This window comes from Paenibacillus bouchesdurhonensis, from assembly GCF_900155685.1.
Classification (GTDB): domain Bacteria; phylum Bacillota; class Bacilli; order Paenibacillales; family Paenibacillaceae; genus Fontibacillus; species Fontibacillus bouchesdurhonensis.
Window position 1 is genome coordinate 4,611,920 of sequence record NZ_LT732548.1, and the last position, 16,455, is coordinate 4,628,374.

General features: G+C 49.4%; 12 protein-coding genes. 3 read left to right on the forward strand and 9 right to left on the reverse strand.

Features of this window, described 5'->3' with window-relative positions; all coding sequences use genetic code 11:
* Positions 1-6: 6 nt before the first annotated feature.
* Positions 7-1,962, reverse strand: a complete 1,956-nt coding sequence (locus tag CZ379_RS24940) for an elongation factor G (protein ID WP_110934094.1) — start codon at positions 1,960-1,962, stop codon at positions 7-9.
* On the reverse strand, positions 1,959-4,931 hold the full coding sequence (locus tag CZ379_RS24945; protein WP_110934095.1) for an EAL domain-containing protein: 2,973 nt from the start codon (positions 4,929-4,931) through the stop codon (positions 1,959-1,961). The genes CZ379_RS24940 and CZ379_RS24945 overlap by 4 nt, the downstream gene beginning before the upstream one ends.
* 182 nt (positions 4,932-5,113) lie before the next feature.
* Here CZ379_RS24945 and CZ379_RS24950 point away from each other — a divergent pair, with 182 nt between their 5' ends.
* Complete coding sequence (locus tag CZ379_RS24950; protein ID WP_110934096.1) at positions 5,114-5,698, forward strand: GNAT family N-acetyltransferase; 585 nt, start codon at positions 5,114-5,116, stop codon at positions 5,696-5,698.
* Positions 5,699-5,812: 114 nt separating this feature from the next.
* Here CZ379_RS24950 and CZ379_RS24955 read toward each other — a convergent pair whose 3' ends face one another.
* Both CZ379_RS24955 and CZ379_RS24960 read right to left on the reverse strand, forming a co-directional pair.
* On the reverse strand, positions 5,813-7,039 hold the full coding sequence (locus CZ379_RS24955; RefSeq protein WP_110934097.1) for an RtcB family protein: 1,227 nt from the start codon (positions 7,037-7,039) through the stop codon (positions 5,813-5,815).
* Between the two features lie 61 nt (positions 7,040-7,100).
* Complete coding sequence (locus CZ379_RS24960) at positions 7,101-7,925, reverse strand: nucleotidyltransferase domain-containing protein (protein WP_110934098.1); 825 nt, start codon at positions 7,923-7,925, stop codon at positions 7,101-7,103.
* Positions 7,926-8,164: 239 nt separating this feature from the next.
* Between CZ379_RS24960 and CZ379_RS24965 the strand changes: the two genes are divergently transcribed.
* Together CZ379_RS24965 and CZ379_RS24970 are read left to right on the forward strand one after the other, a co-directional pair.
* A complete protein-coding gene (locus tag CZ379_RS24965; RefSeq protein ID WP_110934099.1) occupies positions 8,165-9,475 on the forward strand; it encodes a helix-turn-helix transcriptional regulator in 1,311 nt (436 codons plus the stop codon).
* The gene (locus CZ379_RS24970; protein WP_110934100.1) at positions 9,462-10,286 is read left to right on the forward strand and encodes a WYL domain-containing protein; all 825 of its coding nucleotides are present in this window, start codon (positions 9,462-9,464) and stop codon (positions 10,284-10,286) included. Before CZ379_RS24965 ends, CZ379_RS24970 begins: the two co-directional genes overlap by 14 nt.
* 98 nt (positions 10,287-10,384) lie before the next feature.
* On the opposite strand, the gene CZ379_RS24975 is transcribed toward CZ379_RS24970, so the two are convergent.
* From CZ379_RS24975 to CZ379_RS24995, 5 genes are all read right to left on the reverse strand, one after another.
* Complete coding sequence (locus tag CZ379_RS24975; RefSeq protein ID WP_110934101.1) at positions 10,385-11,653, reverse strand: anaerobic sulfatase maturase; 1,269 nt, start codon at positions 11,651-11,653, stop codon at positions 10,385-10,387.
* A 74-nt stretch (positions 11,654-11,727) separates the two neighbouring features.
* Positions 11,728-13,107 carry a sulfatase family protein gene (locus tag CZ379_RS24980; RefSeq protein WP_110934102.1) on the reverse strand — a complete coding sequence of 460 codons (1,380 nt, stop codon included), beginning with the start codon at positions 13,105-13,107 and terminating at the stop codon, positions 11,728-11,730.
* Between the two features lie 78 nt (positions 13,108-13,185).
* Positions 13,186-14,010 (reverse strand): carbohydrate ABC transporter permease, encoded by an 825-nt coding sequence (locus CZ379_RS24985; protein ID WP_110934103.1) that lies wholly within the window; start codon positions 14,008-14,010, stop codon positions 13,186-13,188.
* Positions 14,010-14,906 (reverse strand): carbohydrate ABC transporter permease, encoded by an 897-nt coding sequence (locus CZ379_RS24990; RefSeq protein ID WP_110934104.1) that lies wholly within the window; start codon positions 14,904-14,906, stop codon positions 14,010-14,012. Before CZ379_RS24990 ends, CZ379_RS24985 begins: the two co-directional genes overlap by 1 nt.
* Positions 14,907-14,920: 14 nt before the next feature.
* Positions 14,921-16,432, reverse strand: a complete 1,512-nt coding sequence (locus CZ379_RS24995; protein WP_199925771.1) for an ABC transporter substrate-binding protein — start codon at positions 16,430-16,432, stop codon at positions 14,921-14,923.
* Positions 16,433-16,455: the final 23 nt, after the last annotated feature.

Below are 16,455 nucleotides of genomic sequence, written 5' to 3' on the forward strand. Positions count from 1 at the left end.
GCATCATCACAAGCAGTGCATTTTGCCCTCCGCTTCATCCCAAGGCACCGTATACCCCTGCCCTTTGGCGCAAAATATCGATGATGAAGAATACGCCGGGTCGGCATCCTTATTGTAGCCGATCCGTTCAATGACCTCGTGCTCGTTATGACACCGATCATAACCAGCGAACGTTAAGCTTAGCGCCCCTCTCCCATGAGTGAACGAGGCCAGCTCGCTGCCATAATCCATAAAGGTGGCAACGGGTACTTTTCCTGTCAAAATCGCCTTGTCCCCTTCCGTTCGGGGAGCATCATAGCTCCCATGAGCCTGCTGGAGATCCGAAATAACTCGCCCCAGCTGATCCAGCTCAACTTTAATTTTAAATTGATAATAAGGCTCCAGCAGCAGATTATTTGCTTTCTCAAGCCCCTGTCTTAACGCACGATAGGTCGCTTCCCTGAAGTCGCCGCCGGACGTGTGCTTATTATGAGCCCTCCCGGTAAGCAGCGTTACGATCACATCCGTCAGCGGCGAGCCTGTTAATAGGCCGTGATGATCCCTTTCAAAGAGATGGTGCCGAACAAGATTCTGGTTACCAAAGGACAAATCGTCGGCATGGCAAGCATTTTCAAACTGGATTCCACTATCCCGCTCGCCCGGCTGTATGCGAAGATGCACCTCGGCATAGTGCTTTAGCGGTTCAAAATGACCATAGCCTATCGTCTCCGTCTCAATCGTTTCCTTATATAAAATTTCAGGCTTATCGAACGATACAGTTAAATTAAACCGCTCCTTAATGAGCAGTTCCAATACCTCAAGCTGAATTCTCCCCATGACGTGAATTTGGATTTCCTGCAGGCTTTCCTCCCAAAGCACATTTAATGAAGGATCCTCGGCATTCAATATTTTGAAGTATCGCAAAGCCTCCTTCTTGTTCACTGACGGTTCCAGGATTACCTTCGACTTCAAGGTCGGCAGCAGCTCGTAGACGGACTTTTCCTTTAAATTTCCTAATCCATCGCCCACCGCAGCCATAGATAGACCTGTGACGGCGAACAACTCCCCCGCCTCAATCCGTTCCACTGCTCTAAACTCACGGCCATTGTACACACGAATCTGGGTTATTTTCTCGCTCACCGGGTTCTCCGCATCGCCGTACTGTAGTGTATCCCTAACTTTTAACGTCCCGCCCAGCGCTTTGACAAAAGTGATTCTCGTCCCCTGCTCGTCATGGCGGATCCGATAGACCCGGCCGGAAAATGGTTCTTCACTAGAATAATCGGTGATGCTAAGAAGATCCAGCTTCTGCAGAAAGCTCTCGATTCCGATTCCTTGCAGCGCAGAGCCGGACGCATAAGGATATACGGCATTGTCCTGGATCAGGCGCCGCAGCACAGCAAGCCAGGACTCTCTGTCATAACCGGCTTCCATATACCGCTCCAGAAGAGCTTCATCTCGCTCGGCCACAAACTCCGCCAGCTCCTCGTTCATAGCTCCGTTTTCGGTTAGAGCATCCGTAATATCACATACGTCCACGCCGAAGGTGCTCCGAATATCCCGCACCGCTTGTTGGACATCTGCTCCTATGCGATCTATTTTATTGATAAAAAAGAAACAGGGAACGCCGTGCTTGCGCAGAAGCTCCCATACCATTTCCGTCTGCCCCTCGATTCCCTCGACGGCGCTGATGATGATCACCGCATAATCCATCGCCTGAATCCCCCGCTCCATCTCGGGAGAAAAGTCAGCATGTCCCGGCGTATCGATGAGATAGTAACGGGAGTCGCCATAGCTGAACATCCCCTGATCCGTAAACACCGTAATTCCCCGCTGCCGCTCGATCTGATGGCTGTCCAAAAAGGCATCCTTATGGTCGACACGCCCCCGCTGTTTAATGCTCTTCGTATAATAAAGCAGCTGCTCCGAGAATGTCGTTTTCCCGGCGTCAACATGCGCTAGTATTCCAATTGTCTTGTTCATCGTTGACCCTCACTATCGAAATCTTTCAAGAATAATATCATATCTTCCTGCGGCATCGGCCTGCTGATAACGTAGCCTTGGATATTGTCCACGCCAAGCTCCCTTAGAAGATGCATTTGCTCCAAAGTTTCCACCCCTTCCGCAACTACCTTCAGGGACAAAATCTGCGAGATTTTGATAATAGCATGAACTATGGCTGTGTTCTCTTCGCTTGCGGTCATATCTTTAATAAAGGATTTATCAATCTTAAGCTCCGAAATCGGAAAGCTCTTGAGCAGCGACAACGAAGAGTAGCCAGTACCAAAGTCATCTATGGAAACAACCACTCCCAGATCAATCAGTTCCCTCACTATTCTCATACTGTAATTTATATCCGTCAACATCATGCTCTCTGTAATCTCCAGGCAAAGATCATAAGGGTCGCAGGCAGTTTCATTTAGTACACGCCTTACTGCATCTACAAAGTTAGCATGATTTAGCTGACGTGCTGATATATTAACGGATACTTTAAGAGCATCGCCCTCTTGGTGCTTGTAGGAGCTGCTAAATCGGCAGGCTTCTCTTAACACCCACTCTCCAATCTCAATAATCAACCCCGTGCTTTCAGCAATCGGAATGAACACCTCTGGACTAACAAGCCCATACTTTGGAGAATCCCAGCGGAGGAGCGCCTCAACGCCAAGTATTTTACCCTGATTCAAATGATATTGCGGCTGATAATATACAATGAGCTGCCTGCCGGCTAGCGCTTTGCGTAAATCAATCTCAATATCCAATAGATGGCTGCTAGGGATCTTGGTTCCTGGAACAAACACCTGGCAATTCCCCCCAACCTCTTTGGCTTGATACATGGCGAGATCCGCATGTCTGCTAAGCGTTTCAACGTCAGCCCCATGGTCGGGATATAGCGCGATGCCAATGCTCCCCGAAATATAATACTCCCGCTCTCCGTCGAAGAACGGCTCCCTTAACCGCTCCAGTATTTCTTCCGCTATCTCTACAGCCTCTCTCGCATCTTGCACATTGGGTACTACGATTTCCAATTCATCCCCGCCAAGACGTCCTACCAAATCATCCGCTTTCATTTGTGAGGTTACCTGCTGGGCTACATATCTAAGCACCCGATCTCCCGCTTGGTGGCCATAGCTGTCGTTTATCAGCTTGAATCGATCCAAATCCAAAAGAAGAACCGCGAGTCTGCTGTTGTTTGCCTTAGCTTCATTCAAGAGTACAGTATATCTTTGCTCAAAGGCTAATCGATTAGCCAGCCCGGTTAATGGGTCGCAGTAGGCCAGTTGATGAATGCGCTCTTCCGTTCTTTTTCTCTCCGTAATATCTTTAACAGAGCCTACGACGCGATAGATTCTTCCTGCGCTATCGAATTGCGCATTCCCGTTGACTTGAATCCATATAAAATGGCCATGCTTATGGCGGCAGCGGAACTCTACCTCAAAGGCTGGCATTTCCTTGCTCAAATGTCGAATGAATTCGGCCCTTGCCTTCTGCAAATCCTCTGGATGAATTATATTCGTCACAGCATCCAAAGTCATCGGAATTTCGGCTTTTGTATAACCAAGGGCTTTAAAGATGCCTCCTTTGCTAGTTACCTCGCCATGTTCTACATCGATCTCCCAAATCCCGTCATGCGTAAGACTGGAGATGATCTCCAACTGCTCGGAATAGGACTGGAGCTCGCTATAAATCGCTTCCCGCAGCAAGGCCGAGGCAAAGAAGTTAGCCAACTGAAATGTCGTATTAAATGGCATAAGTTGTGTAGGCACATCACCCAATCCGACCAGCGCCATACTCCCCAGAATAAGTTCCTCCTGTGCAATCGGAACGATCACCATTACATTTTCCTTTCCCAGAAAAGATGGATCTTCCCACACCTCACGAGGAGGAAAAGCGGACGAAGGAACATGCCTCATCTCTTTCTTTCCCTTATCCTCATCCAGACTAAACTGATATACACGATAAGCATCTTTAGATTTCGGGTCGTTTAGGCCTACTACTCCTCTTCGAAAAGGAGTATGCATAAGCCATTCCATTTCTTTAGTTTCATTATTCTTATAGCTTTGCATAAGAACGCCAAGGTTAAAGTTGCGCGACATCATATTGTTCAAGTATTGAATGGTGTCCGCAGGATCCACTATAGCCTGCATATTTACGCCAGCATGGCAGCCGCAGCTATTTCGATAGACGGGCTTGGCCGAAAGCTGTGGCGGAATCTCTATATCTTGATCTAGAATGACTTGCACCAGCAGCTCCGCTGCTTGGCATCCCAATTCATCCACTGGCACTTGAAATGTAGTTAGAGGAGGGTTAATCGAACGGGCCATGGGCACATCATCGATACCCACGATCGCAATCTCTTGAGGCATATTAATATTAAGCGCCTTAAAGTGATTGATGAGTTCAATGGCAATGATATCATTTACAGCAATTACCGCTGAAAATGGATGTCCCTGTTCTGCCAAAGTCACCGCTGCATCCAACGTATTCATTTGCATAATGTCAAAAAAAACATTGCCCTCACTATCAAGACCATTCTTTCGAAGCGCTTCCATAAATCCGATGTATCTTTCCTTAGCATCGTAAAAGCGAGTATCTCCTATATAAACGATTCGGGTATGTCCATGGCTTAACAAATGCTCAACGGCTGTATTCATAATTTCTTTATTGTTGATCGTCACCCTGTAGTCGACATCAATCAGCGTATTGATTCCAATGATCGGCCTATCCAAACTTCGCAAATGCTGAATATAACCCTCATCGACGGCATCCATAATGACGATCCAGCCATCCACGTAATCAGAGGCATAGTAATCCGAATAATAGCGTGCGGATGTACCGATCACTAATACACCCACACCAAGCTCCTTAGCCTTTCGAGAAATACTTGTTAATAGTTTTCCGTAATAGAAGCCATCCAGAACAGGAGTTAGTACACCGATAATTTTCTGTGCCATTGTTCTCACCCGCTAGGTCTCATTATGTGTATTCTCAAGTACTTATGACTGATGTATTCTCACATGCTTACAACTAATTATAGTATATTTAGCCAAAACTGTTGAACGATTAACGATACATCTTGTTCCTAGAGCTCCTCCTATGCTATGTTTACAGGAAAATATTCACGGGAGGCACTCCTATGAGCATGAACAAAACAAATCCACTCTTGTTAGATATCCCTGATTGTTTCGAAAGCGAACGGTTGATCATCCGGGCTCCCAAATGGGGGGACGGCACCGAGTTAAACGAAGCCGTTAAAGAGAGCTTCGAACAATTGCGTCCTTGGATGCCCTGGGCACAAGCGCTGCCTGCGCCCGCAGACTCGGAAAGCGTCGTCCGGCGCGCCCACCTAAGATTTATGGAACGAACCGATCTCATGCTGCTTCTTACTCTAAAAGAAACCGGCCAGCTCGTCGGCTGCAGCGGTCTTCACCGGATCGACTGGGAGGCTCGCAAATTCGAAATTGGCTATTGGGTGCGCACCTCCTTCAGTAAGCAAGGCTTCATTAAAGAGGCTACAGATGCCATTACAAATTACGCCATTCAAGAGCTGCAAGCCAATCGCATCGAGATCCGCTGCGATGAACGCAACACGCAAAGCGCCAAAGTAGCGCAGCGTCTCGGCTTTGCACTGGAAGGCATTCTGCGAAACGACTCCTCCGACACGGATGGCACTTTAAGAAGCACGATGATCTTCTCCAAAATTCGCGGAGTCGAGTTTTAAAACGACATAATAATTTAGAGCTGACGCAAAGATGCTGTCCGGCCGTCAGTTTTCACTGAGCTTTCCGGACAGCACCTTTCTTTCGCGTGTAACTCCGAAATATTATGCCGTTCGCTAATCTTTGTAGGGGTCGAATTCGTTTGCCCCGGCCATACATACCCCAATCGGCTTAAGTACATGCAGCACCTCAAGCGTTTCGCTGTGCGCATCCAGAACCTCTTGCAGTTTGCGATAGACGAATGGACTTTCATCCGTTCCCGCACCGCGCAGTTCTACTCCGAATTCCCGAATAGCATCCAGCATTTGCTTCGGAGTAATCTGTCCGCCCCTTCGGCTGCGCGTTTTCCAGTTCATTTTGCCTGCTGCTTGTGTTCGGCTCATAATGCGGCCTGCCCCATGCACCGTACTGTAATAGGCATCTCCGTTCTCCTCCGTGTCCTTCCCCCGAACAATGACGGAGATGTCGCCCATGCTCCCGCCGATAAAGCCAAGCTGACCCGGAGCGGACGGCGTTGCCCCTTTGCGGACAACAACGACATCTTTCCCATTGTGCACTTCTTTCCAAGCATAGTTATGATGGTTGTGCACCTCAAAATCCGCTTCTGCCCCGAGAATGGACAGCACCTCTTGCATGACATAATCCCGCCCTGCGTAGGCGTAACGTCCAGCAAGCTTCATCGCCCGATTATACATATCGCCAGCTTCGCTGTTCAAATCCAGCAATAGCGGCGGCTGGTCCATCGATTCGCCCGGCGCCTTATCCGTGAAGCGTCTGCCCGCTGCGAGATTCATGAATCCACTGGCCGTCTTATGACCGAAGCCACGACTCCCGAAGTGATTCCCGACCCATAGCCGCCCCGTCTCCGGCTCTTCGAATAGGTCGACATAATGGTTGCCGCTGCCTACCGTGCCGAGCTGACTGCGGGCCAGCGCCTTCAGCTTGTCATGCTCCTGCTGGCCAAAAGCCTGATAAACACTCCAATCCGGATCATCGAATAATTCATGATCGAGCCTGTCTTTGTTGACCCGGCCGACCCCAAACGATATTTTCTTCGCGATTTCATCCATGATCTTCCCAAGTCCCTGCCGAATGTCTCCTGCGTACAGATTCGTTCGTACCGCCTTATTCCCGCAAGCGATATCGTATCCTACGCCGGACGGGGATATTTGCCCGTCATACACGACAACACCGCCAATCGGCTGGCTGTAGCCTTTATGATGATCTGCCATCAGCAGGGACTGCACAACATTCCCTGTTGTTGCACACATTTTTGCTTGAGCTACCGCTCCTTCGTCTGGCTTCCCCCAGACGCGCACACCATCAATGTTCTGATATGCCATGATGCTCTCTCTCCTCTATTCCATGATTCTACGATCTTTTGTCATTTTGATTACTTCATGCTCACATCTCCGCCGGTTCCTCGTGATTACTTCCTCCTCCGGCCTTACCCCCAGCTTCCTTTATTAACGTCCGGAACAGTTCGTCGAGTTGACGATCTTGTTCGTTAGCAGACGATGGCATTCCCTTCGCAGCTTGCTTGTAATGCTGAATTTTCTCATCCAAAAACGCGTTAATCGGACGGATCTGCGGTTCATAATCCATTTCATCGCCGGATTTTTTGCGCGCGAGGAGACAATCGACGGCTTCCTTTAGCTCGCCTTTTCCCGGCAACAGCTCATCTGTAAGCGTAGTAAATTCGATCGGTGGCATCGTGCCGTGTTTTTCGATCCACTGGCAGGCCAACACTGGCCGCAGCACATAGAAATACTTCTTGATCCTCACCTGTTCCCCCTGCAAGTACTCCCGATAGTTCCCCTCAGCCATATGCAAGTAATGATACATGCAGGCCTTCGGCGAGAATGTTGCCGAAGAGAGATTGCGAATTTGCTCTGCCGCAGAATAATCCTCCATGTAAACGATGGGCGATTGCAGCCACTCCAATAACGGCGGATTGGATTTGCGGAATAAGTTCAGTGCCTTTTTCAAATCCCAGCCGTTAATATCGAGCAGATCGCTGATCGGGCGCTCAATGACATCCCTTTTTTCAAAAATCGATAAATACCATTCCATCGGCCTGACATATATGAATCTTACATCATAATCACTGTCCTTTGAAGGAAAGCCCCATGCTCTGCTCCCCGACTCGCAGGCATATAAAATCCGCACCTGCTCTTCCTGCTCAATTCGCCGCAATTGCGCTAATATTTGTTGCCGCTGCTCAGACATGTGTTTCTCTCCTTTCTAAGCATACATGTATATGCAAGTTACAAAATTGGATCTGCAAGGCCTGACCGTTCAATTGAACCAGCCGTACTCCATACTCCCAGCATGCCTGAACTCAGAGCAATTGAACATGGCACAAGTATTACAACCCTCGATGAACCGTAGATTTCCTCCCCCCTTTTCTCTTATTATTGTTACAATAGTATCTGCACATATCTTGGGAAATGGGGGAATTAACGGCGATGGCCAAAGAAAGCTTCGATAAAGAAATCCAGTTCCTGCGCATGCTGGCGCTCACCAGTGGGGCCTACAGCAGGCAGCAGTTCGCGGAGCGGCTGGGCATCTCCGTACATACTTTTGATAAGACGCTGCGGCGACTCAAGGAAATCGTTTACTCGACGTACGAGCAGTTGCCGCAGGAACAGGGCAAGGAGTTCGCGGAAACCCTCCGCTTCAACTACTATGATTCGAGCGATCCAATGCTGCTCTTCCTCTATCGCGCCAAATCCCTGAAGGAATCCGAATCGCAGAGGATTTCGCTGCTGCTTGCTGCCTTGAATGAGCATGCGCTGACCGCGATGGAACTAATGGACGTTTGCTGCAGCCGCCTTGATCCCGAACTGCCCCTGCCTGACGAGAAGACGATCCGTTCTGATCTGAAATACTTAGAAGAGGTCGGTGTCATCCGTAAAGAGAATGCAGCACGCCCCTACCGCTACAGCCTACGTAACGATCTGGTTCAAGCCCTATCGATGGAGGAGTTGTATGATTTGTATGACTTCATCGATGTCATGGCCAACACGCAAGTACCATCGGTTCAAGGTTATCTTCTCCGCGATGGATTAAAAAAACATCTCCTGCGGAACGATGTCGAGAAACATGCGATTGAGCCATTCTTGTATAAGTATCACTTTTACTCGAGAATTCTGGATGAGGCCCATTTATTCACCCTACTCAGCGCCATTCGCAACCGCCGTAAGGTACAATTTCTGTATTTCTCACCGAAAGCGGAGAACAGCTATACCTCCCGAAACACAAATCCTCTGTTCGAACGGGATTCCAAGGGCAGCCTAGTGCAGACCCTTCCGCTCAAAGTGGTCTACGACCACCAGTACGGCCGGTGGTATCTGCTGTCGAACAGCAGGGTGGGCATTCGTAAATACCGGATGGAAGGAATAACCCAAATTGAGGAGACGGCATTCACCACACCGGAAGTCTTCGATGCCAAGCGGGCTGAACTGGAGGAGAAACTCCGGCACAGCTGGCTCATTGACACTGGACGCCCCGTAATGGTACGGGCTCGCTTCTTTAATCCGGGGCGCTTTGAACCGAATTTTGTGAAGCAGCGCGTTCTTTTGCAGGGGCAATGGGGAGAGATCGTGGAAGAAGATGAAAACTCTTTTATTTATGAGATCATGGTCAACGGGACGACGGAGATCAAGCCGTGGCTGCGCAGCTTCGGGTCGAGCTGTGAAATTCTCGAACCCGCCTATTTCCGGCAGCAAATGATTGACGAGTGGAAGGAGATTCAGGCGTACTATGCATCTTTTTGAGAAAATTTTCAATTACCAGGTCATCTCCCGGCTGGAAGACTCGGGGATCTTCATGGTCACCTCGCAGGAGCGGGCTTGGCTGAAGACGATGCTGCAGCATCCTGCAGCTGCAGAAGCCTTCACTGCAGGGACAAGGGAGAAGCTGAATGCGCTGCTTGAGCAGGACGCTTGCGTGGAATTCTCCGAGCATCTCATCCACAAGGCGCGCAGCCTGGAAAAACAAGTGTACCACCCGCTCCTCCGCACTTTCCGCCAGTATATCACACAGCGCAGCGGGTTTCGTATCAGCTATGAGCTCAAGAACGGCCGCACACGGACAGAGCATTCCGGGTTCCCCTATAAGCTCGAGTACTCCATGGTCAAAAGGGAATGGTATCTGCTGTGGTATCATCACAGGCAACGCGCGCTCATGAGCACAAGATTGAGTAAAATTGTGACGGTGTCCGCCGAGACGATCAAGCCTTCCGATGCAGAATGCATCCTGGAGAAAATCCAGCAGGTGCTGGAATCGCGAAAATCCGAAGCCGTAATTCAAATCGTGCGAGAATATAACAGCGAATTGTCGCGCATCCTCTATGCCTTTTCCTGCTTTGAGAAGGACGTCCATTATGATGCTGACACCGATACTTATCACGTCAGAGTCTGTGTACTCGGCGACGAAGTCGAATACTTGCTCTCCAAAATTCGTTTTCTCGGTAAAAGAGTGCTGGTGGTGGAAGGGGATTATTTAAAGAAACGCATGCTGGAATCATCGGCAAACGCGCTGGAGAGATACGGCATCGTTGCTGCCAAGGAGGAGCTGTCGTCATAACGCCTTACAGCTTCCGGCAAGGCGCGTTGCTCCCTCCTTTTTACGAATTACATAGCATAAAGCGCGAATGCCGGGATTGCCCCAGCACTCGCGCCTTTTTAATGATGAAGTGACGATTTCAAAGCCGCACAGCACTGCTTATACTTCTTCCCGCTGCCGCAAGGACAAGGGTCATTTCGTTCAGGCAGTTTCCCTTTGAAATATCGAATGACGTTCTGTTCAAATAATCGGGCCCTCACCTTGTTTCCTAGCTGCTTCATCCGTTCATCCGCATAGCTGTACACCTGCTTGTAGCTGGAGCAGAAGTAATCGACATCGGATGTGAGCAGATCCGTGCTCCATTCCCGGTTGCGCGGGCAGCCGCCATGGCAGAGCTTCTTCCAATCGCACGTCCTGCACGGCTCCGGCAAATTCGGCTTCATTTTGAGGAATTTATCGTATAAAGGGTGCGCCAAGATTTCTTCGATGGAATCCGTCCCCACATTGCCCACTTTCCAATCGGCATGGATGAAAAAGTCGCAAGGGAACGCATCCCCGTTCTGTTCCAGGATAATCGTTTGCGGACAAGCAGCACGATGAATACATAAGCCAGGCTCCCGATTTACATAAACATTTAGCATTTCATCAAAAAAGCGGATCGAGGTTTGGGGCTCTCCATCGTTATACCAGCAATCGAAGGCCTCGCAGAGGAAATCGCCATACTCTTCCGGCGTAATATCGTACACCCCGGGACGGTTAATTTCCTGCGCCCGAAAATCCATGCATGGAATAAATTGCACAAAGGCAAGGTTCTCTGATTCAAAGAAGCGCATCATTTCGGCTGCCTTGTCGACATTTCCTTTATGGACTACAGTCAATATATTAAAATCAACGCGATGCTTGCGAAGATGCGCTATTCCCTTCATCACCCGGTCAAAGCTGCCTTGTCCTACGGAATCAACCCTTCTTGCATCGTGAATTTCTTTAGAGCCATCGAGGCTGACGCCGACCAGAAAGTTAAACTTCTTTAAAAAAGAAGCCCATTTATCCGTGATCAGCGTCCCGTTCGTCTGCAACGAATTGCTGATTATCGTATTTCTTGGTGCATGCTTGGCCTGAAGCTGTACCACTTCCTCGAAGAAATCCAGGCCGGCCAGCAGCGGTTCCCCTCCCTGCCAGGCAAAGGTGGCCGCCCCCCTCGATCTCTCCATGTATTCCCTAATGAATTTCTCCAGGATGATCGGATCGATCCGGTTGATCTTTCTTCCCGGCTTTCCGCCGCAAGTACTGTAATAACAATAATCACAGGCTAAATTGCAATCCTCCGAAACCGTCTTCCACATCACACTGATGTTTCGATGTTCCGCTGCCGAACATCCGCTGCTCATGCTTCTCCCTCCTTGAGTTCATGCTCCACTTAGAAGGCCCCGATGAATCTTGCATCATCAGGGCCTGGCGATAATTACACTTTAAATTCCTTGGCGTGGAACGGACCGCCTTCCTTCATCACCGTCCACAAAGGATCAACATCATGCTCCATCGTGGACATCATTTCGTCATGCCATTCGTTCAGATAATATACAGCATCTTTGCAAAGATCTCGTCTTTCCTCAGCAAGATTGTGCTGCTCATAAGGGTCCTCCTTCAGATTGAACAGCATTTCCCTCGGAAATCCATGATGACCGTCATGATAAGTGCGAATATAGAGCCAATCGCCGAATCTTACGCTTCTCTGACAGACATGGGCGCATTGGGAGAATACCAAGTACTCTCTGCCCGTTTCCGCTCCGCTTAGCACGCTGTCGGCATAACTTCGCCCATCCCAGGACGGTGCTTTCTCGCCGCCCAGCAGGCTGGTTAACGTAGGGGCAAGGTCAAGATGGTAGTGCAGCCCTTCGTCCACAACGCCTTTCGCGCCATTAGGCCAGCGGATGATCATCGGAATTTGGCAAGTGCCGCGATCCGCGGTACCATGCTCGGAATAAATTCCGAGCTCGCCCATATTCTCGCCATGATCCGCACTGATCAGGATCGCCGTATCCTCCAGGATGCCCATCTTCTCCAACTTGCGAAGCACTTGGCCGACATGAGCATCCATGTAGCGGATCGCGCAATCGTAGTTGTCGATGATCGTCCTTAAGTCCTCATATTCCTCAATCGGCTTGCCGTGTCGGGGCCATCTGAAATAATGGGTCTTGGCTAACTCGTTCATATGGTCGATGCTGTGCTGCCCGACCTTTTGCTTATGCTGGTTGAATACCTCTTCGGTAAGCCATTCCGGCATCGGGTCTTCCGCAAAGGGCTGGCCGAACTCCTCCGGCGTTCTGTAAGGAGTGTGGGGATCCCAGAAATTGAGATGCAGGAACCAGTTATCCATGCTGCCGTTATCCTCCAGCCACTTGAGAGCAACCGGGAGCACCTGTTCTGCGGATTCGTGGCCCTTCGCCCCGATATTGAATACTTCATTGAAGCCGGCGTTAAAAGTCCAGGCGGAATGTCTTTCCGCGAAGGTACTAATCGTGGCCGTCTTATATCCCAACTGGCGTAGGGAGCCTGGAAGGCTCTCGTGCACCAGCTTGTCGTTGAAGTCCCGGCTTGGCCCCTCCCGCCTCATATCCGCTGCGGTTCCTCCATGGCCGACGATGCCGGTATGGATGCCGAACCTGCCAGACATCAGGGCAGATCTGGATGGCAAACAAGGTGCATCGGTACAATAATAATTCGTAAATATGACGCCTTCCTTAGCGACTTCGTCGATATTCGGTGAAGTCGTGCGATGGTAGCCATAGCAACCCAAATGATCGGGACGAAGAGAATCTAGATCCAAATATAAAATTCTCATTAGCAAGTAACCTGCCTTTTAATCGAAAATTTGAATAAAAATGAGTGTCGTTTTTACGCCGATTAGGTACGATAGAAATTATCCTTTAACTGAACCCGCAATGCCATCGACGAAGAATCGCTGCAGGAACAGGAAGATAACGACAATCGGTACAATGGCGATAGTGCCTCCCGCGGCAATCCCTGTCCAATCGACGATGTTCTCCCCTTGGAGTGCATACAAACCGACGGAGAGCGGACGCGCATTCGGTGCGCTCAGCGTCAATATCAAAGGCAGCAGGAAGGAGTTCCACGACCAGATGAATTGCATGATCATCACGCTGCCGATGACGGGCTTGGACAGAGGCAGCATAACCATGATAAAGGTTCGGAAGAAACCGCTGCCGTCTACGATGGACGCTTCTTCAAGCTCATTGGGGATTTTAGCGAAGAAAGTGGCAAACAGCAAAATGAAAATCAGATGATTTCCACCAGCTTCAGCCAGGATCACACCCATCTGCGTATTCACCAAGCCCAGCTTCCGGATCAAATCGTATATCGGAATTATAGCGAACTCCATCGGTACAAACATGCTGGAGATTAATAGGGCATAAATGATCTTCTTCCCTTTGAATGAATATCTTCCGAGCACGTAACCGCAGGTAGCCGTCGTAAAGAAAACAATCGCAATCGTGCCTACCGTAATAATTACACTGTTGATAAAATATTGTTCAAAATTCGCTTGGTTCCATGCCCGCGCAATATTATCGAAAGTAAAGTGCTTCGGAATTAAAGAAAGGCCATTCGCAAAAAATTCGTTTTGCGTCTTGAACGAGGCCGTTACCATCCATAGGAACGGATAGATCCAAACTAGACAAAAGGCGGTCATAACAATATAGAATATCGAGCGCTTAATCATCCTCATTACTTATTACCACCTTTGATTCTCTTTTGCACGAAGGACTGGAAGATAGCCAGGAGTATTATCGTCAAGGCGAAGAACAATCCGGCCGCCGAAGCGTAGCCCAATTGCGGCAGTCCCATCTCGCTTGTAAAGGCGTAACGATAAATATAAGTAGATACGACATCTGTGGCAAAGAACGGCCCGCCATTCGTCATTGTTTTAACCAAGTCGAAGGCCTTCAACGAGTTGACCACGTTCAGCAGAAGAATGATCGTTCCAATCGGAATCAAGAGAGGCACTGTAATATGCGTGAATTTCCGAATTCCGGTGGCGCCGTCCACTTCAGCCGCTTCATACAGCTCCTGCGAAATCGATTGCAGGCCGGCTAGCCAGTAGACCAGATTGACGCCAAGGTTTTTCCACACCGAGATCAATACGACCGTGAACATCGCCCACTTGGCATCGCCCAGCCAGTTGATCGGCTGATCCAGCAAGCCCATGCTCATCAGTGCCCCATTGACGGCACCATCGCTTCCCCAAATGAAGACCATGATGATCCCAACGATCGAAGTCGTCGTTACGACTGGAAGAAAGATGAACGTACGGAATAAATTCGCTGCCTTTAGCCCTGGACGATGCAAAATTACCGCAAGGATGAGCGCAAAGATCAGATGGAAGGGCACCGTGCCCGCCATGAATTTGAAACTGTTCTTGAACGCGTTCCAGAAGTAAGGATCCTGAGCCACTTTAATAAAGTTCTGCATGCCCACAAACTTGGCATCAGAGGTCAAGCCCGACCAATCGAGTGTAGAATAATACCAGCTGGCCACAATGGGCCAGCCTTGAAACATCGCGAATAATGACAACGTAGGGAACAGGAACACCCAATACCAAACTACGTTTTTCGAATTCTTCATTTTGATATTACTCCCTATTTTTTAATTGCTGCATAATCCTCGTTCGTGTAGTCCTTATCCGCGCTCCAGTTGGAGAATACGAAATCCTCTTTATCGACCTTCGCGCCGTTCGCTTGCGCCTCCTTTAAGGCCTGATCCATCGCGGTATTGACGTTGTTGGACAAGAACTTCAAAGCATCCTTCGGATCTTTGATCGCACCAGAGATTAAGCCCTGTACGATATCGCCAAGTCCAGGCTGAGGATCCTTGTAATTCGCGAAAACTGCAGAGGTTTCCGGATTTTTGATTTCCACGCTAGGAACGAGACGGGAATTCTCCATTGCCACTTCGAAATACTGTTTGAATTGTGGAAGCTCGGCCGCTGCTTCATTTACGTCTTTCAGCATCGAGAAACGATCTCCCGCTTTAACTAATACGGATTGATAATCCTTGTTGAAATACTCCTTCAGATACAATGCCGCCGCTTCCGGATGCTTCGTTGTTGAAGACATGCCGACCCAAGGTTGGAAGTTCGGTCTTGGCAGGTAGCCCTGCTGGCCGCTGTCCGGAATTGGAGGAGCCATCACGCCGAAATCCAGTTCAGGATTCTCTTTCGCCCAGACGCCAATCGACCATTCACCTTGGATAATAAAGCCTGCTTGGCCTTGTCCAAATAAGGCGCGTGCTTCCGGCGCGGAGATGCTCATTGTCTTCGGATGATAGCTGCCGTCATCCTTCATGCCTTTGAACAGATTCATCACATCAATCACTGCCTGTGAATCGTAATTGGCATCGTTCGTAGCCAAGGATAATGGCGAATGCGGATTCAGGCCGCTGCCGCCCAGAGCAGACCAGTCGATCACCGGGTTCTTCCAGCGGACAATCGTCTTACCGCCCTCGATAATGCCGTAAGCCTTACCCTTGGATACCTCGGTGATTGCTTTCGCTGCTGCACGGAATTCGCTGTGTGTCTTGGGCGGATTCTCGGGATCCAGGCCTGCTTCCTTGAACAAGGTTTTATTGTAGAAAATAAGCGTATTCGGCAGAGGCAAATATGCCGGAATCGTGTAAATCTTGCCGTCCTGCATCGTTGCGCCTTCTACGAAGACCCCATCAACAAAGCGGCTCTTGAATTCATCATCCAGATATTGATCCAGCGGCTGGAACCAGTCTCCGGCGACTGCGGTGCTCAGTTTCATCCCAGGCGGGATCGGGAACAAGTCTGGAGCGTCTCCCGATTTAATCGCTGTCGTAATCGTGTTTTGGAATTGATCGCTTGTTAAGAGCGTATACTCGATTTTGATCTCTGGGTGTCTCGCTTCGAAATCTTTGATGAACTGCTCACGGTACGGCTTCTCGCTATCCGCCCAGTCCATGACGCGCAGCGTGATCTTTTCTCCCGGCTTTTGCTCTTCTGCCGCTTCTTGTCCCAACGAGTTCTGTCCACTGTTCTCTGCTGTAGAATTGGAGCTTGAGCAGCCTGCAAAGATTTGTATAATTAGTACCAGCATCAGAAAAACACTAACCATTTTAAACTTCCTGTTCACACAAAATCCCCCTTTGATTTTAT